This is a genomic window from Actinopolymorpha pittospori, assembly GCF_014873875.1.
In the GTDB taxonomy this organism is placed as follows: domain Bacteria; phylum Actinomycetota; class Actinomycetes; order Propionibacteriales; family Actinopolymorphaceae; genus Actinopolymorpha; species Actinopolymorpha pittospori.
Genome location: NZ_JADBEM010000001.1, coordinates 10,322,458 through 10,341,988, shown reverse-complemented (window position 1 = coordinate 10,341,988; position 19,531 = coordinate 10,322,458). Strand labels below are relative to the sequence as shown.

Genomic DNA, 19,531 nt, shown 5'->3' with positions numbered 1-19,531 from the left:
GTCGGTCGGCTATTCGCTCGTACGGAAACGCTCAGGATGAGCCCGGCATGCGTCGGGCGGGTGTCCGGACATGTCCTGACTCGCGGTCATCCACGGCCAGCCGGGCACGGCCGAACCACTCGCCCGCGCGGCTCGCTCGATTGCGGGTGCCACCCCTAGGCGCGGGTGAGGACCTCCATGGCGTGTCCGACCGGATCCGCGAAGTAGAAGCCTCGTCCGCCGCCGCGGGTGTTGATCTGACCGGCCTGCCGCATGGCCGGGTCGGCGTAGTAGGAGACGTCGCCCTCCTGGACCCGTTTGAAGATCCCGTCGAACTCCTCCTCGGTGACGAGGAAGGCGTAGTGCTGCGCGGAGATCGCGTCCCGGTCGGCGTTCATGAAGTCCAGCGTGACGCCGTTGGAGGTCGTCACCGGCACGAACGGTCCGGTGGGCGCACCGACCTCGAGGTCGAGGATCCGGGCCAGGAACTCGGCGGAAGCCTGCCGGTCCTGCGCGTGGATGATGGTGTGGTTGAGCTCGACTGCCACTGCGGACACCCCCATTGGCATCTCGGCCGCGTTCGCACGCGGTTCGTACGGCTGCGTCGAACCTCCATTCTTGGTCCATTCGGCGCAACATGCCACCGGGATTCCTGCTCCGTCTGGGGTCGGGCGGCCGGGCGGGCGCGGTGAACAGGCACCTTCCCTGTCGATCGTCGAGGTGGCGGTCTGACTTTCGGGGGAACCAGCTCGCACCGGATGACAGGGGCGTGCCGGCGGTCTGTCCGCGGAGGATGTCGGGCATGACGAGATTCCATGTTCTGCGGCGCGTGACCACGCTGGCCGCGACGATCCTCGCCATCCCCCTGCTCGCCGGCGCCGGTACACCTCCGGCCTCCGCGTCCGCACCGCCCGACGCGGACAACGTCGTCCGCACCCGCGCCGGCCCGGTCGAGGGCGTGAGGGGTGAGCAGACCACCCGCTTCCTGGGGATCCCCTACGCCGCGCCACCCGTGGGTCACCTGCGCTGGCGACCGCCCCAACCGGTGCGACCCTGGTTAGGCGTGCGGCCGGCGAAGAAGTCCGGACCGCCCTGCGCCCAGTCGCCCGGCTCGATCACCCCGGGCACCGACAGCGAGGACTGCCTCTACGTCGACGTGACCGTGCCGCGAGACACCACCAACACCACCGAGACCGCCGACACCGCCGACACCGCCCGTGGACGTCGTCCCCTTCCGGTGATGGTGTGGCTGCACGGAGGCGGCCTGTCCAGCGGCGCGGGCAGCGGCTACGACCCGACCCGGATGGTCAGCCAGGGCGACGTCATCGTGGTCACGGTCGACTTCCGCCTCGGCATCTTCCGGTTCTTCGGCCACCCAGGGCTGCCCGGCTCGGGCACGTTCGGACTGGCCGACCAGCAGGCAGCGCTGCGCTTCGTACGCACCAACATCGCCGCGTTCGGCGGTGACCCGCACAACGTCACCCTCTTCGGCCAGTCCGGCGGGGCCGTGGGTGCGTGCGGCCAACTGACCTCCCCGTCGGCGGCCGGACTCTTCGACAAGGTCGTCTTGATGAGTGGCTCGTGCACGCTGGACTGGCCGAAGAACGGCCCGGCCATCGGCACGGCCGCCGGGTCCTTCTGGACGCCGGTGGGGGAGGCCAACGCGGCCGGCGCCCGCACCGCCAGCGAACTCGACTGCGCACGCGACACAGACGCCGCCGAACTGCGGTGCCTACGCGGGCTCGACAAGGACGATCTCCTCACCCGCAACGGCGCCTTCATCGCCGCCGCGACGGGCACACCGATCCTCCCGCTCGACCCCGGTGTCGCCATACGCGCCGGCCACTTCCACCACGTCCCGGCGATCTCCGGCCACACCCGCGACGAGGCCCGGCTGATCGCGGGCTCCCGCGCCTTCCTCGGCCAACCCATCACCGCGGCGGAGTACCCGGGGCTGATCGAGGAGGCCTACGGAGACGACGCCGCGGCGGTCGACCGGCACTATCCCCGCGGCGACCAGATCCCGGGGATCGCCTGGGCGAGCATCGACACCGACCGGATGTTCGTGTGTACGCAGCTCGAGACCAGCCGGGCGCTGTCGCGGCGGGTCCCGACCTACACCTACGAGTTCGCCGACGAGCACGCACCACCGCTCGCACCGGTTGCGGCCGACTTCCCCGCCGGCGCCTCCCACGCGGCCGACCTGCTGTACCTGTTCGACATCCCCGGACTGCCCATCGACGATCACTTCCAGCCGGTCGAGTACACACCGGAGCAACGCGCGCTCGCGGCGACCATGGTCGGCTACTGGACGCGCTTCGCCTGGACCTCCGACCCCAACGGCGGCGGTCGACCGGTGTGGCACCGCGACGAGCCGGCCGGCACCGGCGAGCTCGGCCTGGCGCCCGGCGTGGGCGGGATCAGCACGGTCGACGCCGCCCGTGAACACCAGTGCGACTTCTGGCGTGATCGCCTCTGAGGGGGTGGTCTGCTGGAATGTCGGCGTGACGCCCCGGGGGGAGCGCACCCTCGGACCGATCGAACCGGGCAACGGGGTCCGGGGACGCCTCCTCAGAGGTAGTGGGTCACGGGCCGGCGAGTGCCGAGGCGAGCGGGAACCGCGGTGAGCACCCCCACCACGATCAGTGTCGCCCCCACCAGGACGAGCATCTGCCACAGCGAGGGGAACGTGGCCTCCGCGCTGTCGCCACCGGTGATGGCGTCGATGGCCACGAACAAAGCGAAGCCGACCGGGAAGATGCCCAGGACTGCGCCGACGAGCGCGGGCAGCACCTGCGCGGTCGCGAGTGCCGTGCTCATCTGCCTGGGGGTGGCGCCGAACGCACGCGCCAGCGCCGACGAACGGCGGTTGTCGAGCACCGTTGCCCAGGTGATGACGATGGCGTTGATCGCCGCGAGGCAGAGCAGAACGACCGACCAGACGAGCAGCACGTGACGCAACACGCCGACCTGGGCTTCGTCGTACCCGCCCTCGCCCGGCTGCGTCGCGAGGAAGGCGTTGAGGATCAGCAGGACGTAGATGCCGCCGACGGTGATCGCGACGCTGAGGATCGCCAGCACGACGCGTCGCGGCCGGCGGCCGACGACCCGCAGGGCGAGCAGCAGCGGCACGGGAAGCCGCGCTGACAGCGAGATCAGCCAACCCAGGCGGCGGGGCGGGCGGGGCGCGTCGGCCAGCGCGTCGACGGTGCTCGAGCGGGCCGCTCGCACGGCCGGGACGGCGGTCGCGACGGTCGCGACGACGAGTGCCACGCCGAGCACCAGACCGACCGTGGACGCGGTCAGTGCCGGCGTGCCCGCACTACCGACAAGGCCGGCGCTCGACCCGGCGAGCAGCGGTGCGGTCAGCGAGCCGATCGTCAGTCCGGCCGCTGCCGCGACGATGGCCACCAGGACGTACTCAGCGAGCAGCACCGCGGCGACCAGGCTTGGGGTGCCGCCGACGGCCTTCAGCAACCCGACGCGCCTGGTCTGATCGGCCATCCGGCCGCCGACCAGCACCGAGAGGCTCGCCATGGCGAGCAGGCCGAGCAGCCACGCGCCGAGCAGCAGCAGGATCTGCGAGTCGCGGGCCAGCTCGGTGGCGTCGTTGAGGATGTTCTGCCAGCTCTGCATGGGCAGGGGGTGGCCGCGGTCGCCCTGGTTGGTGTCGACGAACGCCGGAGCCTGGGCCGGATCGGCGAGCTTCAGGTTCAACGCGTAGGACAGGGAGGCGGGATCCGATTCGAGGCTTCGGACGTCGGCCTGGGTGAGCCAGACCAGCCCGGGGTTGTGGAGCAGCCCTGCTGGCGCTGTGCCGTCGTCGGGTACCGCGCCGTTCACGCAACCGGGAGCGACGAGGCAGGACGACCCCGGATAGGGCGGCATGGCTGCGGAGACCGCCTCGCCCACCACCGTGAACGACCGGCCTTCCAGGGTGACCGTGTCACCGATGTGCACGCCGACCGCGTTGGCGAACGCGGCTTCGACCACCACGCCACCATCGCTGACCCAGTCGCCCTGGATCACCTTGGGCTGGTCGACCGACGCGGACGCGGCGTCGCGCCCCACGGCCTGCACGTCTGACGTCTTGCCGGAGGCCCGCAGTTTCGCCGCGGTGACCGGATAGGGCCCGCTGTGGTCGGTGACACCGGCCGCGCTCACCAACTTCTCGAGCCGGTCGAGCCCGGCGGACTGGACGGAGGCGACCACGTCGGGCCCGTTGGTCGCCTTCCGGGTGCTCTGGTACGGGTCGCTGGCCGCGTCGCGCAGCACGAGCGCGAGCGTCAACGTCGCCGTGGCCGCCATGATGGCGAGAAGCAGCAGCGCGGCCTCGGTGCGGCGCCGCCGGAGGTCGCGCACAGCGACGCGACAGACGAACACGATGCGACCCATCGCCTCAGTCCTCCAGCCCGACGATGGTGCCGAGCTGCCCGGTGGTGCCACCGGTCAACCTGGTCTCGTCCACGAACGCGCCGTCGCGCATGGAGAACATCCGGTCCGCGGTGGCCGCGATCCGCGCGTCGTGGGTGACGATGACCAGCGTCTGCCCGGACTCGTGCAGGCCCTCGAAGAGCCGAAGGACGTCCAGGGTGGCGGCGCTGTCCAGATTGCCGGTCGGCTCGTCGGCGAGGACGACCGACGGCTCGTTGCTCAACGCCCTGGCGACCGCGACCCGCTGCCGCTGACCACCGGACAGCGCCGAGGGCAGGAAATGGGCACGGTCGGCGAGCCCGACCTGCTCCAGCAGTTCCTCGGCGCGCCGCCGCGCCGCCCGGGGCGAGCCCCCGGCCAGCAGCACGGACAGCTCGACGTTCTCCACGGCGGTGAGCTCCTCCATCAGGTGGAAGGACTGGAAGACGTAGCTGACGTCGGTCCGTCGCATGCGGGCCAAGGCCCTCTCGCTGATGTCGTGGATGCGCCGGCCGTTGACCTCCACCTCGCCGCTGCTGGGCCGGTCGAGCCCGCCGAGCAGGTGCAGCAGCGTGGACTTTCCGCACCCGCTGGGCCCCATGATCGCGACGGTCTCACCCGCCGCGATGTCGAGATCGACCCCGTCGACGGCCCGCACCAGTCCTTCCCCCTTGCCGTAGTCCCTTCGCAACCCGCGGGCGCGAAGCACGGGCCTGTCGGCGGCGTCGCTCACGATCCACTCCTTCGGTGGGTCCAGTTCTTCTCACATGCCTCGAGCCAGCGCAGGTCCGCCTGCAGCCGCAGGACGACGCCCTCCAGTAACAGGGCCGCGTTGGAGTGGTCCGGCTCGGCCATGGCGGCGCGCTGGGCGTCACGCAGCCGACGCAGCAGTTCGCGGCGCTGAGTGTCGACGATGGTGAGCGGATCGGACAGCCCTGCCGAGGTGGCGGCGATCAGCTTGAGATGGAAGTCCACGAGGTCGGGTCGTGGCCAGCTCACCTCGGCGATCCACTCGGCGACCCGCTGCTGACCGGCGGGGGTGAGCGCATACACCTTGCGATCCGACTGGTCGGCGCCGTCCGTGGCCTGCTCGACGCTTACGAGGCCGGCCTTCTCCAGCCGGGTGAGCGTGACGTAGACCTGCCCGGCGTTCATCGCGTCACCGAGGGGGCCGAGCGCGTCGCGCAGCCGCGCCCCCAGCTGGTAACCGTGCGACGGCTCCTTGGCAAGCATCGCCAGAACTACTTCTCGCTGCATCCAGGCCTCCCTAACCGTTATATCTAACGGTTAGGCCCCCGAGGTGTCAAGACGCCACCACCAGTGCGACTTCCGGCGTGATCGCCACGGACGCGGCGATCTGCTGGAATGTCGGCGTGACGACTATGGGAGAGCGCACCCTGACGGCGATCAACCGGTTCAACGCCGCGCACCCGTGGGACCACAACGCCCACTACCACGGCTGGATCCTGCGGCAGCTACCGAAACGGTTCGACAGCTCGCTGGACGTCGGCTGCGGCACCGGAGACCTTGCCAGACGTCTGACCTCCCGCGCCGACGTCGTACGTGGGATCGACGCGGACCCGCAGATCGTCGCGCGGGCTCGCGAACTGACGTCTCCGGCCGCTCCGGTGACCTTCACCGTGGCGGACGCGTCCACCACCCTCCCGTCCGGTCCCTACGACGTCATCACCTGTGTCGCCGCACTCCATCACCTGCCGTTCGTCGAGACGCTCACCCGATTCCGGGCACACCTCGCACCGGGTGGGACTCTGGTGGTCGTCGGTCTCACCCAGGACTCCACCCGCACCGAGCACCTGCTCGGCGTCGTCTCCATCCCGGCGAACCTCGCCATGGGATGGGTGAAGCACCGGGGACGCGCCGGCACCAAACCGGTCGCGATGTCCGCGCGTGCTCGCCCCGCGCAGATGCACTTTCCCGACGTCCTCCGCGAAGCCCGTCAGGTGCTCCCGGGTGCACGTCTGCACCGTCGCCTGTTCTGGCGTTACACGCTGGTGTGGCGCAAGAACCAAGCCGGACAACGCTGACACGCCTCGCGTCCCGGTGACCGCAGGCCGGGCAAATCGGTCGCCGGCCGGGCGTAGGTCCAACGACGGAGTCCCCGGCCGCCCTCTGACCGATGGGCGGCGGCGCAGGTCGTGCCAACCTCGAGAACGTGAAGACCACAGCGAAGGACCTCGGATACGACGACCTTCCCCGGCTGCTGACAATGATGACCGGGGACGAGAAGCACGGACCGAGTGCGACCTCCACCCTCGACGTCCTGTGGGTGTTGTACGACAGGGTGCTGCGGGTGTCACCCACGACGGTGGACGACCCGGCCCGGGACCGGTTCCTGCTCTCCAAGGGCCATGGGCCGATGGCGTACTACGCCGTACTCGCGGCGAAGGGATTCATCCCGCTCGAGTGGCTCACCGGCTTCGGCCGCTTCGACTCGCCACTGGGCCACCACCCCGACCGGATACTCGTGCCGGGCGTGGAGATCTCCAGCGGGTCGCTCGGGCACGGCCTCCCACTCGGCGTGGGCGTGGCACTCGGCCTGCGGGCACAGGGAAACACCGACAGCCGCGTCGTCGTCCTGGTCGGCGACGCCGAACTCGACGAGGGCACCAATCACGAGGCGATCGCCTACGCCGGTTCGAAGGGGCTCGACAACCTCACCGTCGTCGTGGTGGACAACCAGTCGGCGACGCAGGGCTGGCCCGGCGGTGTCGCCAGCCGCTTCGGTGTCAATGGATGGTTGACGGACACGGTGAGCGGTCGCGACCACAAGGAGCTCGAGGCCGCGTTGACCACATACGCACCGCACCGACCCCATGTCGTGGTCGCGGTCGTGGAACCGAAGGGATGAGCACGATGAGGGACATGCGGACCCGGTTCGTCGAGACCGTCGAGGACCTGATCGAGGAGGATCCCCGTACGGCCGTCGTCCTGGCCGACATCTCAGCGGACCAGTTCGAGGAGTCGGCAAGTCGCCATCCGGACCGGGTGGTCAACGTCGGCATCCGCGAGGCGCTCATGGTGAGCGTCGCGGGCGGCCTCGCCCTCACCGGCATGCGCCCGATCGCCCACTCCTACGCACCGTTCCTGGTCGAGCGCTCCTTCGAGCAGATCAAGCTCGACCTCGGTCACCAGGACTCGAAGGCCGTGCTGGTCAGCGTCGGGGCGTCCTACGACTGGACCGAAGGCGGCCGCACCCACCAGGCGCCCGGCGACGTGGCGCTGCTCGACACGCTGCCCGGATGGGCGGTGCACGTACCCGGCCACCCCGACGAGGTCGGCCCGCTGCTGCGGCACGCGGTCGGCGCGGAACGCTCGGCCTACGTCCGGCTGTCCAACCGCACCAACGCCACCGCACACCCGGCGGCGACGGAAGGCGCGATCGACGTCGTACGCGACGGCGGCGCGGCGCTGGTCCTCGCCGTGGGCCCGATGCTCGACCCGGTCCTGGCGGCGACCGAAGGGCTGGACGTCACCGTCGGCTAGGTCGCGACCGTACGCCCGCTCGACCTCGACGCCATCCGGACGCTCGCCCGTTCGGGCGACGTCGTCCTCGTCGAGCCCTACCTCGCCGGGACCTCCACCCGGCTGGTCGACGAGGCGCTGAACGACCGCCCGCACCGCACGCACTCGCTGGGCGTCGGCCGGGTGGAGCTACGCCGGTACGGCACCCCGGAGGAGCACGATCCGCTGCACGGCCTCGACCCGGCCGGCATCCGCCGTTCGGTCACCGACTTCCTGGCGGCCCGCCCGGAGTAGGTCGTGTCCTCATAGCCGATCCCGACCGGCGCTCGGCGCGGACAGGTCGGCGGCGAGGAGTTCGTGCACCGGCCCGTCCATGCGGTGCGCGGACACCTCCGCCGGCCAGAACGTCGCCTCGTCGTCAGCCCAGCACGGAACGACATGAAAGTGCAGGTGCGGAACGCTCTGCCCGCTGTCGGTCCCGCTGGCGTTCAACACGACGACACCGGTCGCGCCCAACGCGCGCTCCATCGCCTGACCGACCCGCTGGACGAGGGCGATCGTCGCGTTGAGGTCGGCGGGCTCGCAGTCGAGCACACCGACCGCGTGGGCGCGGGGGATCACCAGGGTGTGGCCCGGTGCGAGTTCGCCGCCGGGCCGCGGAAGGAACGCGACCGCACGGTCCTCCCGAGCGACCCAGCGTGCGTCGCCGCCGTCGAGCAGCTCGCAGAACACACAGTCAGGCATCGTCCACCGACCCATGGACGGTTCGCTCCGACACGGGCTGCGCGCCGTGTCGACGTCGCTCGGTCTGTTGCTGCAGGAAGCGCAGCAGGAGCTCGTTGTCCATCTCATGACCCCGGGACGGACTGACGTGCAGGGACACCGCGTCGGCCGCGCCCGCGGCCGCGTAGATGCGGTGTAGCCGCTGGTAGGCGTCGGGGACGGTCTCGTTGTAGGAGGCCGAGGCGTTGTCCGGCCCGGGTACGTCGAGCTCGCCGTAGTGCACCGCCAGCCGGCGCGGAGCGTTCAACCCCGCGATGTCCGCCCGGTCCAACCAGCCGAGCACACCGGGAACGCAGTGTGCAGGAGCGTTCCCGCCGCCGGAGAAGACTGCCGTGAAGGAGCCGAGGGTTCCGCTGGCGAAGATCGAGCGTACGCGCGTGCTGAACACCGGGTAGGTGCAGGCGAGGTCGCCGCCCCAGGAGATGCCCGCGACGTCCACGTGTTGTACGCCGTGCCTCGTGGCGAGCCAGCGTTCCCAACGCAGCAGGTCCTCGATGGTGTCGCCCATGAGGGTGCGACCGTTCTGGAAGCCGTCGGTGAGGGCGGTGTAGGCCATGTGGCTGCCCCAGCGCCAGTAGGTCAGGCTCTCCCCGTCGCGCTGCGCCGCCAGGTCGTGGAGGGAACCGAATCCTCGCAGTTCGGGGAGCAACACGGTGTGCCCTGCCTGGGCCAGGGCCAGGGCGAAGTGATGGTGGTAGTCCTCGTGGACGCCGGCCACGCCCAGGCACTCGTCCACCTGTCCGTGGCCGTGCAGTGCGAGCACAGCGGTTGCGTCACTCGCCGGTGGGACACCGCTGGGGCGGAGCAGGTAGCCCGGTACCGACAGGTCGTCGTCGACCCGCATGACAAGCGCGGTGACGTCCACTCCCTGGTGGACGGCCTGGCGTAGCTCGGTGACGGTCCCGCCCGCCGGGTGTTCGTCGACGCACACCAGTTCGGTCAGCTTGCTCCTGGCCTGCTCCCGCCAGGCCGCCAGCGACAGCCCGGCCCGGTCGAAGGACAGCCGCCTGGGCCCTGTTGGGGTCTGGTGGCGGAGGTTCAGTTCGTAGGGACGGACGAGGAAGTCGTAGTCCATGCCGCAAGCCTGGCTCGGCGACGTCCCTGGGGGTACCGGTTTTCCTTACGGCACGGTCGCTCGGCGTTGCCCGGGGGCGTCGAGGTCGGTGGGCTGCGCCAACGCCACGACGTCGGGCTCGATGCCCTGCCCTCGCGAGACGCGGTTACGTCCGGCGGCCTTCGCGGCGTACAACGCCCGGTCGGCGTGGTCGAGGAGTTGATCGAGGGTGGTGCCGTCGGAGGGGTAGACGGCGACACCGACGGAGATGGTCAGGCGTACGACCTCCGCTCCGTCGGCGCCGGCCTCGGCCGGCCGGATGGGCAGCAGGCTCCCCGAGATCGCGGTCCGGAGCCGGTGTGCCGCGCCCACCGCGTCGGCGACGTCGACGCCCGGCATCCCGATGACGAACTCCTCGCCTCCGAAGCGGCCCGCGACGTCCTCGGTGCGGATCACCGCCCGCATCCTGGCCGCCACCTCACGCAGGACGTGGTCGCCGGCCAGGTGACCGTGGGTGTCGTTGATGCGCTTGAAGTGGTCGATGTCGGCGAGCAGGATCGCGAAGCGTGCCTCCCGGCGCCGGGCGCGGTCGAGGAGGTCCTCCACCTCCTGCCGCCAGTGGGGGAAGTTGCTGAGTTCGGTCTTGCCGTCGGTGCTGGCCTCGGACTCCAGTTGCGCGAGCAGCAGCGCCCGTTGGCCGGCGAGGGTGATGGGAATGCCGAGGACACCGGCCCACGGCGTCACCATCGAGGCCGCGGCGACCAGGCAGCCGAGCCCGCCCGTCACCGCGTCGACGGCGAGGTCGGCGGAGTCGCCGAACATCTCCCGCAGCGTGCTGGTCGGCGCCAACAGGCGGATCGCCACCGCGCACAGCAACGCGTCGGTGGCGAGGAACGCAAGTGCGGCCAGCATGGTCGCGACCGTGACGACCTGGTGTTGCGCCCAGCCGGCGTCACCCAACACACCTGCCACCGCGTCGTAGGTCGAGTGCGCGCAGACCGCGGCGATGACGACGACCGCGGTGGAGAACGTCCACCGGTGCGGGATGCAACGGCTCGCCCGCACGCGCCACCACGTGCGCAACAGGATGACGCACAGCAACGCCGTGGTCGGCGGCAACACGATCGCGGCCGCGATCATCCAGACCGGTTGCAGGTCCTTGTGCAGCGCACCACCGCGGCGGCGACGGCGTTCGACACGTCGCGCGCCCTCGATGCACACGACGGCGCAGGCGCACAGCGTCGCCGCCGTGGAGAGATCGGCCACCCTCGGACTGCTCGCCAGGATCGTGAGGGCATAGGTCACGGCGGCCGCGTCGACCAGCAGGAAGAACGTCAGGGCAGGGGCCGGAAGGGACCACAGTCCCCAGCTCCGCACGTGATGACCGCTGTGAGCAACCATTTGGGTAACCGTACGACGCCACTGCGTCCGACGACCAGATCTTGATCCAGTCTGGCACTCTCCTGCCCGGGGTTTCTGCCCGAAAACGCAGCGAGCGGCCCCGTGGCACCCACGCCGGGGGCCGCCGGGACCGCTGCTGGTCCGACGCGCCTCGCGTCGAGTGTCGTGTCAGGCCGTGACGGTCACGAGCTTCTCGAACAGGAACTCGTGCTTCAGGAACGACACGTCGTACTCATGCCCCGGGTAGGGCGGAATGAGCTGCGAGGCCTGGATCAGCCGCCAGCCGTCCCGCAACGCGGCAACCCCTGTGTCGTAAGGCGGTTGGTCGCTGTCACCGGTGGTCGGCGAAGACTCACCCGTCCCGTCGTACACCGACCAGCCGACGACGGTGCTGTCGAGAGCGGAGGTGTTCAGGTAGAGAACGAGGACCTGCTGGCGCACGGCCTGCTCGGTCGTGATGGTCATGCGGAACTCCAGGTAGAGGGTGCGCGGACGCCGGGACGTGGGTGCGACATCCGCGCGGACGTGGAAGCGGGAAGGCGAAACGAGAGCGGGGAACGAGCTTGGACAACGCCGTCGCCGGAGGACCAGCGCGGTGGCCAGATCCGGTCAGCGTGCCCCGGCGACCACGCGCTGGGGCCGGTTGCTCACCCGCGTCGCCCAGTAGTCGAGGTCGAAGGTGTCGTCACCGGTCAGCGCCTGCCACATCTTGATCCGGTTGTAGATCTCCAGCCGACCGGTCGCGAGTTCGTACCACGGGAAGCGCTGGCGAAGCGTCTTGCCCACCTCGGGATTGTCCAGGTCGTCGGTGTTCCACAGCAGCCGCTGCTTGACCGTGGGGTTGAAGCGGATCTTGAACATGTAGCGCTCGATGTCGCTGTCGTTGCGGCGACCGCCGTGCCAGATGCCGTGGTGGACGAGCACCACGGTGCCGGCCGGGCAGACGAGCCGGGTCTGGCCACGCAGGTTCTGGTAGCGCCCGGTGTCGCTCTCGTTCGTCCGCCGCAGGTGGCTGCCCGGCACGCTGAGCGTCCCGCCCATGTCGAGGGTGACGTCCTGCGGGTAGTACATGAGCTGGACATCGAAGGCGTCGAGTCGGACGTCGATGATGGCGTCACCGTGCAGCGGCTGCGCGTGCCCTTCCTTGGGCTTGCGGATGTGCACGGCGTGGTGGTCGATCGTCGGCCCGGGACCGACCAGGCTCTGGATCGCACCGGCGACGGTGGGGATCTCGACCAGGCGGCGGGCGAACGATCCGTCGGGGAACGCCTCCTCGACCGGCGTTCCGTAGGGCACGGCGGGGATTCCGGCGCGGAAGACGTCGATCGCTTGGGAGTTCAGCTCCTCGGGAACGACCGCCTCCATGATGAGGGATCCGTGCGCCACGAAGTGCGCCATCTGCACCGAGGTCAGCAGGTGCTCACGGGCGGGTTGGAAGGTCATGTCCTCTCCAGAGGGCAGGCGAAAGGGAGCGGCACTCCGGCAGGTGCTGGTTGCCACTCGTCCACGGTAGATCCGCATCCCCAAGTGATGCGTGGGTTCCATTCACCATTACTGGTAGTTTTTCACCATGCCAGGAGAGGGTGAGGTGGCCTCGAACGGACACGTCACGGTCCACCTCGACGAGCCGCCGCAGGTCGTGAGCCTCGGCGTCGGCATCCACGGCACCGCACGCAGGCGCGACGTGTTCCGGCTGCCGGACATGTGGCAGCTGCACCTCTACCGCTACGCCGCGGAGCTGAGCTTTCAGGGTTCCTCCTACGCCATCCGCCCGGGCCGGGTGAGCCTGATCCCGCCCGGCGTCCAGGTGCAGTTCCTCTACCGCGGCCGCTCCGAGCACCTGTACGCGCACCTGCGGATGTCAGGGTCCGGCCACTCGCACCGGGTCCCGGTCATGCAGGAGGCGGGCGCGGAGACACCTCAGCTGACGGAGCTGTTGTCCCAGGCGGTCGCGGCCTGGCCGGACACGCCGGCCCGCGCGACCGCCGACGTCTGGGCGGCCCTGTGGCGGATCGCGCGGCTGGGGGTGACGACCGCGGCCGGAGGTCCGCACGCCGCGGTGGCCAAGGCCCAGGCCTACATCGCGTCCAACCTCGCGAGTCCGCTCACCGTCCCCGACGTCGCCCGGGCTGCCGGTGTCTCCCACAACCACCTCACCCGACTGTTCCGCGCGGAGACCGGTGACACCGTGGTCGCCCACATCCGCCGCCGCCGGCTCGAACGCGCGCGGCACCTGTTGCGCGAGTCGACCCTGTCCATTCCCACCGTCGCCGCCTCGGTCGGGATCGCCGACCTGCAGGCGTTCAACAAGGCCTGCCGCCGGGAGTTCGGCGCCTCGCCCCGCGCGGTCCGCGCCGGACACTGAGGCCGGCAACCCTCACCGCGCGGCAGAAGGTGACGTTCTCCTTCCCATTCGGACCCGACACCGACCGGCTCGGCGTCTCGATCCGCGCCGACGGCCGTCGGCTCCGTCTGGGTTGACGACCCCACTGTCAAGCGTGCCTTGCCAGGCGCGACGAACGTGGCCGCCAACCCCGGCGAGGGCGACGGGCCAAGACGGCGACTGGTCAGCCGCAGAGGGCCTTGTCCAGGAACGCGTCGACGGCGTCGTCGGGGTCGCCACGGAAGTCGGGCGTGAGCGCGACCGTGACCTGGTGGCGCCCGTCCTCCGTGAAGTACGACCAAGACTGGTAGGCCAGGGCGTCGCCGTCGTTGCCGTACACACGGACCCCGCACGAGGTGTCCCGCAAGAACAGCCCAAGCCCGTACGTCCCGCCCTCGACACCCGGCGTCTTCATTCCGTCGAGCAAGTAGGCCGGCAGCAGCCGCCCACCGAGCAGCGCGGCGAAGAACCGGTTGAGATCCGCTGTCGTTGAGATCATCTCGCCACCGGCGCCCATCACCGACGGGTTCATCTGCGTGTAGTCGAGGAGGTGCGTCTCGCCGTCCTGCAGCGCCGGCACGTAGCCGTGCGGACGCGGCCCGCGAATCAACGGCGACGTCCCCGGCACCGAGGTGCCGCGCAACCGCAACGGTCGGATGATCCGGCGCTCGATCTCCTCGCCGTACGGCCGGCCGGTCACCTTCTCGATGATCTGGCCGAGTAGGAGGTAGTCGGTGTTGGAGTACGCGTAGGCCGAACCCGGCGGTTCGAATGTCGGAGGGTTGGCTACCGCGCGCTGAACCAGTTCGGTCGCGGACCAGGTTCGCCACCGGTTGTCCAGGAATTCTGGCGTCGGCGGCAGCGGCAACGTGTGCAGATAGTCGTACAACCCGCTGGTGTGGTTGAGCAGTTGGCGCACGGTGATGCGGTGACCGTCTGGGAGGACTCCGGGCAGCCATGTCTCGACCGGGTCGTCCAGCCGTAGCCGCCCCTCGTCGACGAGCTGCAGGGCGACGGTAGCGACGAAGGTCTTCGTGATGCTGCCCGCCCGGAACCGGCCCTGGACCGGTACCGCCCGTGTCGTGCCCAGTTCGGCGACACCGCTGGTGCCTCGCCACACGCCATGCTCGTCACGCACCTCCGCCAGCGCGCCCACCGCGCCGGCGGCTACGACGTCGTCCAGCCGTTTCTGTAGCGCGGCGCGATCCGCTTTCTCCGGCGCGGCAGCGGCAGCGGTCGGTGCCGCAAGCACCGCCAACGCTGTCGTCGCCGTCAACAGCGCCCGAAGCGCTCGCTTCATCCAGACCTCCCTGTGAGTAGTTCGTCAGGAGCAAACCTGACAAAGCAGGGGGGCGGACGCATCCGGAAGTGCCCCTAGTTGTTGTCCCCGAAGCCCCCGAAAACCGTCAGAGGCCGGACGGGCGAACGATGATCCTGACGTGCCGGGCCGCGGGCCGCGAGCCGAGGCGGGTCAGCTGGAGGACTCCTCGGCGGGAGCGGACCTGGATCCCCGCAGCGCGCGGCCGATCCGGTTCAGCGCCCGCTCGAACGGCGTCCCGAACGGGTTGTCGTTGACGAGGTAGGTCCAGGTGGCGGAGGGGCGACGAAGCCCGGCGGCGTCGAGGTCGATCCCGTCCGCGGTGATCGTGACCCGTTCGAAGGTGTCGGCCGCCTCGGTGAGGGCGTCGGCGAGGCGCCGCTTGAACGCCGGGATCGCGGTGCGGTGGAACTCCGCGAGGGGGTCCTGCCCGGCCAGGGAGCGCAGGTGGATGCTCTCGCGAACGTCGGCCAGGAAGGCCAGGTGGTCGGCCCAGCACCGGTCCACGTGGTGGAGGACGACGAGCCGGGCGGCCTCGTCGAGCACCGCGGTGGGAACGGCCTGCCGGAGTTCGGCGCACCGGTCGGGACAACGTTGGGCCATCAGCTCGGTCGCGTGGTCGGTGTGCAGAACCTGGTCGCGCAACTCCCCGAGCAGCTCGCGTTGGCGCTCGATGAGCTGGTTGTAGCGCCAGGTGGTGCTGTGGATGGTGAGGTTGGTCCCCTCGGCGACGCGCTGCGCGTGCGCCACCTGCCGGTGCGCGGCCCGGTCCTCGACCCGCCCGTCCGCGCCAACGGGGGCCGAGGGGTCGTGGGCACTGCCGTACTGCAGGACCTGCTCGTCCTCCAGGCTGGCGAAGAACACCGATCCGCCCGGGTCTCCCTGGCGCCCGGACCGGCCGCGGAGCTGGTCGTCGATCCGGCGGCTGGGGTGGTGACCCGTTCCGATGACGTACAGGCCGCCGAGCGCGGCGACGTTGTCGTGGTCGGCGCCGTCGGGGCCGCCCAGCCGGATGTCGGTGCCCCGTCCGGCCATCTGGGTGGAGATGGTGAGCGCGCCCTCCTCGCCGGCGTGGGCGATGATGGCCGCCTCCTCGGCGTCGTTCTTGGCGTTGAGCACCACGCAGGCCAACCCGCGTTCGGCCAGGAGCGCGGCCAGCCGTTCGGACTCGGCCACGTCGAGCGTGCCGACCAGGATGGGGCGACCGGTCGCGTGCGCCGCGGTGATCTCGGCGATGACCGCCTCCTCCTTCGCAGCGGTGCTGGTGTAGACGCGGGAGGGTTCGTCGACCCGCTGGCAGGGCGTGTTCGGCGGGATCACCGTGACCGACAGCTTGTAGAACGTCCGCAGCTGCTCCTCCGCGACCAGGGCGGTGCCGGTCATCCCGCACAGCGTCGGGTAGCGGGTCAACAGGCCCTGGATGGTGATGGTGTCCAGGATCTCTCCGCTACCGGTGGCGGAGAGCCCTTCCTTGGCCTCGACGGCCGCGTGCAGTCCGTCCGGCCAGCGCTGCAGCGTGGCGACCCGGCCGCGGGAGGAACTGATCAGTTTGATCTCGCCGTCGCGGACGAGATAGTGCACGTCCCGGTGCAACAGAACGTGGGCGTGCAAGGCGACGTTGACCTGGGTGATCGTCTCCACCTGCTCGGCGGCGTAGAGGTCGATGCCACCCAGCGCGGCCTCCACGGCACGCTCACCGGCCGGCGTGAGGAAGACGTTCCGGCCTTCGGTGTCGGTCTGGTAGTGCCGACCCGCCCGCAGGGACGCGACGACACGCGCCATCCGTTCACCCGGGGTGGTCTCCTCGGTGGAACCGGCCAGCACCAGCGGGACCCGTGCCTCGTCGACGAGCACGGAGTCGGCCTCGTCCACCAGCGCCACGTCCGGTCGCGGGGCGACCAACTCAGCGGCGTCGGTGCACACCCGGTCGCGGAGTACGTCGAAACCGACCTCGCTGACCGAGGCGTAGGTGACCTCCGCGGCGTAGGCGTCACGCCGTTCCGCCGGTGTGGACTCGGCGGTGACCCAGTCCACGGACACGCCGAGCAGCCGGTACAGCGGGCCCATCCACTCCGCGTCCCGGCGGGCCAGGTAGTCGTTGACCGACAGCACCTGCACCGACCGACCACGAAGGGCGAACCCGGCCGCGGCCAGCGCCCCTGCCAGGGTCTTGCCCTCGCCGGTGGCCATCTCCACGACGTCGCCGGCCAGCATCCGCGCCATCCCCAGCAGCTGGACGTCGAAGGCGCGCAGGCCCACCGCCCGTCGCGCGGCCTCCCGACCGAGCGCGCACCAGGCCACGAGTTCCTCGTTGCCGAACGGCGGACGGCCCGCCTTCGCCGAGCCACGCAGCCGGGCGGCTTCGGCGCTCAGGTCAGCGTCGGAGAGGCCCTGGAGGCGCTGTTCGTGCTCGCCCGCCGTCCGCACCAGGGCGGCGTAGCGCGTGACCTCGGCCCGCTCGGAACGGGACAACGCCCGCCACGCCCAGCCGTTCAGCCGATCGATCAGGCGGGCACGGGGCTCTGGGTCACTTGTCGTCTGGAGACGGTCTCGGCGTCGCACGCTCCTCCTGCTCCCGGATCTCGATGTGAGCCTGGTGGGCGGTCGGATGCCAGATCTCGTCCCACGGTCCGGTGATCGAGTCGCCGATACCGCGGCGCCGAGCGCGGGCCGCGATCCAGGCCATGCCGCCCAGGATGGCTGCGAAGACGGCCACGATGACGAGGAACGTCAGGAAGCCGTCCATGGAGGGAGCCTATGCCGGGCGGCTGAAAGGGGCTCCACAATCGCGGCGGCTCGCGTTCCGTGCGACTCCCGCACCTCCGCGTACCGGCGTGACCAGCCGGTACGCGGAGGGTGACCCTGGAGCGGGTCAGCGAGCCACGTAGGAGAACCGGCGCGCCAGCGGCACGTCGACGTCGTCCCTGGGGGAGAGCACCCACAGCGGGTTACCGAAGCCCACCAGAACGTCCTCGGAGTCGTAGACCTCCACCCGCAGGTAGCTGCCCTGGCCGCGTTCGAGGTCGAAGGTCATCGACCCCTGCGCGAACGCGTCGGCGGCGAAGGCGTGCTTCTCGATCGAGGGCGTGCTGGCACCCGTACGGTCGCACAGGCCGACCACGACCTGCACCGTGAAGTCCGCGGGCAGGTTCTGCACGACCACCTCGACCGGGACGCTGGCCGCGGTGGTCCGGATGACCCGGCCCATCGCCCGGCGGCCGTCGACGTTGAGGTCGAGCCGCGCGGTCGGCCACAGCTCCTGGTGGAACCACCAGGCCTGCCCGGACCGCAACGCCGCGATGAGGTCCTTCGCCTTCTTCGACGGCGACCACACCGAGGTGGTGTAGAGGTGGGCCTTGTTGGCCCAGTTCCGTCCGGCGTGGTCGTCGACCTGGCTGGTCGCGGTCAGGAAGATCGCGTTGCGCGCCGCCGCGTCGTACTGGTTGACCCGGTCGTGGATCACGTCGAAGTTGCCGCCGTAGTCGGCGACCTCGGTCATGTCGGTCCCGAGCGCCCGGGTCTGCACGAACTCGGTGGGGTTGATGTCCGGGTGGTTGTACTGGACGATCGCGCCGCGCTCCTGGTACCACTTCACGACCTTCTCGGTGCCCGCCACCGAGTTGTCGAGGGAGGGCGCCTTGCCCTTGTCCGGGTAGGGGTAGAGCTCGAAGTGCTCCATGAACACGTTGAGGTGCCGCACCATCGACACCTCTGCGGCCAGCAGCTGTGTCACGTTGGGGTACTGCTTGGCGTACTCCTTCATCAGCTTCCGCTGGAGCTTGACCGGCCAGCGCAGCGGGTCGCGGGTACGGTCGATCTGCAGGTGGTCGAACACCGCCTGGGCGGTGGCGTTGTTGCGGGCCCGTACGCCGAACCGCAGCCGGGCGAGCCCGGAGTCCTCGGCGATGATGTCCGGCCAGAAGGCCTTGATGTCGTCGAGCAGGTGCATCGTCAGCGTCTGCCAGCCGTCCTCGACCGGCACCGACACCACACCGGTCAGCGGCTTCTCCAGCACCCGGGTCGCCGTGGTGCCGACGCGGTACTCCAGGACGTACACGCCCGCCGGTCGGCCGGCGATCGTGGGCCGGTAGGAGGTCTCGACCTGGACCACGAGCTCGGCGTCGGGGCCGATCTTCTCGCCGAGCACGTCGATGGTGAGCGTCGTGTCGGACAGGTTCGTCGAGTAGAAGCTGTTGCCGGGCTTGCCGAACAGGTAGGAGACGCCCCACTGCGCGGAGGGCCCGGTGGCGGCGACCCGCATCGCCTTGCCCTCTTCGTTCGGGCTGTGCGGGTCAGCGACGAAGGCGTGCGTGGCGCCGGTGACGGTGCCTTCGTTCTGGACGCTCCACGCCAGGCCGCCGTCCTCGTTCGTGCCGTCGAACGCGATGCCGTCGTAGTAGCCGTACGCCTCCATGCGCCAGTCGTGGTCGGTCCACCAGACCACGTCGATGTTGTTCTTGGTCACCTGGTCCAGCTGCGAGAGCATGCTGGCGCCGCCGCCGCCTTCGGCGTAGCTGCCGCCCTCACTGAAGCAGGAGTGCGTGTGCAGCACCATGCTGACCGGCTCGTACGCGGATGGTTGCACCGCCGGCGTCGCGGTCGCGGCGAAGGCGGACGGTAGCTCCCCACCACCGACCGCCGCCGCAATGCCCAGACCGAGGCCTGTCCCAAGAACCCGTCGCCGCGAGACGTCCTTTGCTGCCATGCAGCGTTCCCT

The 19,531-nt window shown here is 70.4% G+C and carries 18 protein-coding genes; 5 read left to right on the top strand and 13 right to left on the bottom strand.

Annotation, left to right across the window (positions count from 1 at the left end; translation table 11 throughout):
• Positions 1–155: 155 nt before the first annotated feature.
• A complete protein-coding gene (locus tag HEB94_RS47875; protein WP_192755982.1) occupies positions 156–527 on the bottom strand; it encodes a VOC family protein in 372 nt (123 codons plus the stop codon).
• Between the two features lie 254 nt (positions 528–781).
• On the opposite strand from HEB94_RS47875, the gene HEB94_RS47870 reads away from it, so the two are divergent.
• Positions 782–2,458, top strand: a complete 1,677-nt coding sequence (locus HEB94_RS47870; RefSeq protein ID WP_202896941.1) for a carboxylesterase/lipase family protein — start codon at positions 782–784, stop codon at positions 2,456–2,458.
• A gap of 92 nt (positions 2,459–2,550) precedes the next feature.
• On the opposite strand, the gene HEB94_RS47865 is transcribed toward HEB94_RS47870, so the two are convergent.
• The 3 genes from HEB94_RS47865 to HEB94_RS47855 are packed head-to-tail and all read right to left on the bottom strand — an operon-like array spanning position 2,551 to position 5,649.
• The gene (locus HEB94_RS47865) at positions 2,551–4,374 is read right to left on the bottom strand and encodes an ABC transporter permease (RefSeq protein WP_192755980.1); all 1,824 of its coding nucleotides are present in this window, start codon (positions 4,372–4,374) and stop codon (positions 2,551–2,553) included.
• A 4-nt stretch (positions 4,375–4,378) separates the two neighbouring features.
• Positions 4,379–5,125, bottom strand: coding sequence for an ABC transporter ATP-binding protein (locus HEB94_RS47860; RefSeq protein ID WP_337918485.1), 747 nt, complete (start codon positions 5,123–5,125; stop codon positions 4,379–4,381).
• Positions 5,122–5,649, bottom strand: coding sequence for a PadR family transcriptional regulator (locus HEB94_RS47855; RefSeq protein WP_192755979.1), 528 nt, complete (start codon positions 5,647–5,649; stop codon positions 5,122–5,124). The genes HEB94_RS47860 and HEB94_RS47855 overlap by 4 nt, the downstream gene beginning before the upstream one ends.
• Positions 5,650–5,774: 125 nt before the next feature.
• Here HEB94_RS47855 and HEB94_RS47850 point away from each other — a divergent pair, with 125 nt between their 5' ends.
• From HEB94_RS47850 to HEB94_RS47840, 3 genes are all read left to right on the top strand, one after another.
• The gene (locus tag HEB94_RS47850) at positions 5,775–6,437 is read left to right on the top strand and encodes a class I SAM-dependent methyltransferase (RefSeq protein ID WP_192757153.1); all 663 of its coding nucleotides are present in this window, start codon (positions 5,775–5,777) and stop codon (positions 6,435–6,437) included.
• Positions 6,438–6,565: 128 nt separating this feature from the next.
• Complete coding sequence (locus HEB94_RS47845) at positions 6,566–7,261, top strand: thiamine pyrophosphate-dependent enzyme (protein ID WP_337918484.1); 696 nt, start codon at positions 6,566–6,568, stop codon at positions 7,259–7,261.
• Between the two features lie 14 nt (positions 7,262–7,275).
• Positions 7,276–7,896 (top strand): transketolase family protein, encoded by a 621-nt coding sequence (locus HEB94_RS47840; RefSeq protein WP_202896939.1) that lies wholly within the window; start codon positions 7,276–7,278, stop codon positions 7,894–7,896.
• 282 nt (positions 7,897–8,178) lie between these two features.
• Here the strand turns inward: HEB94_RS47840 and HEB94_RS47835 are convergent, their stop codons facing one another.
• The 5 genes from HEB94_RS47835 to HEB94_RS47815 form a co-directional block, all read right to left on the bottom strand.
• Positions 8,179–8,619: an HIT family protein gene (locus tag HEB94_RS47835; protein WP_192755977.1), complete on the bottom strand. Its 441-nt coding sequence runs from the start codon at positions 8,617–8,619 to the stop codon at positions 8,179–8,181.
• Positions 8,612–9,733, bottom strand: a complete 1,122-nt coding sequence (locus tag HEB94_RS47830; protein WP_192755976.1) for an alpha/beta fold hydrolase — start codon at positions 9,731–9,733, stop codon at positions 8,612–8,614. Before HEB94_RS47830 ends, HEB94_RS47835 begins: the two co-directional genes overlap by 8 nt.
• A gap of 45 nt (positions 9,734–9,778) precedes the next feature.
• Positions 9,779–11,113 carry a GGDEF domain-containing protein gene (locus HEB94_RS47825; protein WP_192755975.1) on the bottom strand — a complete coding sequence of 445 codons (1,335 nt, stop codon included), beginning with the start codon at positions 11,111–11,113 and terminating at the stop codon, positions 9,779–9,781.
• A gap of 168 nt (positions 11,114–11,281) precedes the next feature.
• The gene (locus tag HEB94_RS47820; RefSeq protein WP_192755974.1) at positions 11,282–11,578 is read right to left on the bottom strand and encodes a hypothetical protein; all 297 of its coding nucleotides are present in this window, start codon (positions 11,576–11,578) and stop codon (positions 11,282–11,284) included.
• Positions 11,579–11,722: 144 nt separating this feature from the next.
• On the bottom strand, positions 11,723–12,556 hold the full coding sequence (locus HEB94_RS47815) for a phytanoyl-CoA dioxygenase family protein (RefSeq protein ID WP_192755973.1): 834 nt from the start codon (positions 12,554–12,556) through the stop codon (positions 11,723–11,725).
• A gap of 127 nt (positions 12,557–12,683) precedes the next feature.
• On the opposite strand from HEB94_RS47815, the gene HEB94_RS47810 reads away from it, so the two are divergent.
• Positions 12,684–13,478: an AraC family transcriptional regulator gene (locus tag HEB94_RS47810; protein ID WP_192755972.1), complete on the top strand. Its 795-nt coding sequence runs from the start codon at positions 12,684–12,686 to the stop codon at positions 13,476–13,478.
• Positions 13,479–13,680: 202 nt separating this feature from the next.
• On the opposite strand, the gene HEB94_RS47805 is transcribed toward HEB94_RS47810, so the two are convergent.
• The 4 genes from HEB94_RS47805 to HEB94_RS47790 all read right to left on the bottom strand — a co-directional run bounded on the left by HEB94_RS47805 (position 13,681) and on the right by HEB94_RS47790 (position 19,519).
• Positions 13,681–14,796 (bottom strand): serine hydrolase domain-containing protein, encoded by a 1,116-nt coding sequence (locus HEB94_RS47805; RefSeq protein ID WP_192755971.1) that lies wholly within the window; start codon positions 14,794–14,796, stop codon positions 13,681–13,683.
• A gap of 171 nt (positions 14,797–14,967) precedes the next feature.
• Positions 14,968–17,376 (bottom strand): accessory Sec system translocase SecA2, encoded by a 2,409-nt coding sequence (gene secA2 / locus HEB94_RS47800; RefSeq protein WP_202896938.1) that lies wholly within the window; start codon positions 17,374–17,376, stop codon positions 14,968–14,970.
• A complete protein-coding gene (locus HEB94_RS47795; protein ID WP_192755970.1) occupies positions 17,342–17,560 on the bottom strand; it encodes a hypothetical protein in 219 nt (72 codons plus the stop codon). Before HEB94_RS47795 ends, secA2 begins: the two co-directional genes overlap by 35 nt.
• A gap of 126 nt (positions 17,561–17,686) precedes the next feature.
• Entirely contained in the window at positions 17,687–19,519 is a 1,833-nt protein-coding gene (locus HEB94_RS47790; protein ID WP_192755969.1) for a CehA/McbA family metallohydrolase domain-containing protein, read from the bottom strand.
• Between the last annotated feature and the right edge of the window lie 12 nt (positions 19,520–19,531).

What these genes read in the sequence shown, in the direction of transcription:
- HEB94_RS47815 (WP_192755973.1), bottom strand. Translation starts at nt 12,556, where the DNA reads ATGACCTTCCAACCCGCCCGTGAGCACCTGCTGACCTCGGTGCAGATG.
- HEB94_RS47830 (WP_192755976.1), bottom strand. Translation starts at nt 9,733, where the DNA reads ATGGACTACGACTTCCTCGTCCGTCCCTACGAACTGAACCTCCGCCAC.
- HEB94_RS47810 (WP_192755972.1), top strand. Translation starts at nt 12,684, where the DNA reads ATGCCAGGAGAGGGTGAGGTGGCCTCGAACGGACACGTCACGGTCCAC.
- HEB94_RS47840 (WP_202896939.1), top strand. Translation starts at nt 7,276, where the DNA reads ATGCGGACCCGGTTCGTCGAGACCGTCGAGGACCTGATCGAGGAGGAT.
- HEB94_RS47835 (WP_192755977.1), bottom strand. Translation starts at nt 8,619, where the DNA reads ATGCCTGACTGTGTGTTCTGCGAGCTGCTCGACGGCGGCGACGCACGC.
- HEB94_RS47855 (WP_192755979.1), bottom strand. Translation starts at nt 5,649, where the DNA reads ATGCAGCGAGAAGTAGTTCTGGCGATGCTTGCCAAGGAGCCGTCGCAC.
- HEB94_RS47795 (WP_192755970.1), bottom strand. Translation starts at nt 17,560, where the DNA reads ATGGACGGCTTCCTGACGTTCCTCGTCATCGTGGCCGTCTTCGCAGCC.
- HEB94_RS47870 (WP_202896941.1), top strand. Translation starts at nt 782, where the DNA reads ATGACGAGATTCCATGTTCTGCGGCGCGTGACCACGCTGGCCGCGACG.
- HEB94_RS47850 (WP_192757153.1), top strand. Translation starts at nt 5,775, where the DNA reads ATGGGAGAGCGCACCCTGACGGCGATCAACCGGTTCAACGCCGCGCAC.
- HEB94_RS47790 (WP_192755969.1), bottom strand. Translation starts at nt 19,519, where the DNA reads ATGGCAGCAAAGGACGTCTCGCGGCGACGGGTTCTTGGGACAGGCCTC.
- HEB94_RS47805 (WP_192755971.1), bottom strand. Translation starts at nt 14,796, where the DNA reads ATGAAGCGAGCGCTTCGGGCGCTGTTGACGGCGACGACAGCGTTGGCG.
- HEB94_RS47825 (WP_192755975.1), bottom strand. Translation starts at nt 11,113, where the DNA reads ATGGTTGCTCACAGCGGTCATCACGTGCGGAGCTGGGGACTGTGGTCC.
- HEB94_RS47820 (WP_192755974.1), bottom strand. Translation starts at nt 11,578, where the DNA reads ATGACCATCACGACCGAGCAGGCCGTGCGCCAGCAGGTCCTCGTTCTC.
- HEB94_RS47865 (WP_192755980.1), bottom strand. Translation starts at nt 4,374, where the DNA reads ATGGGTCGCATCGTGTTCGTCTGTCGCGTCGCTGTGCGCGACCTCCGG.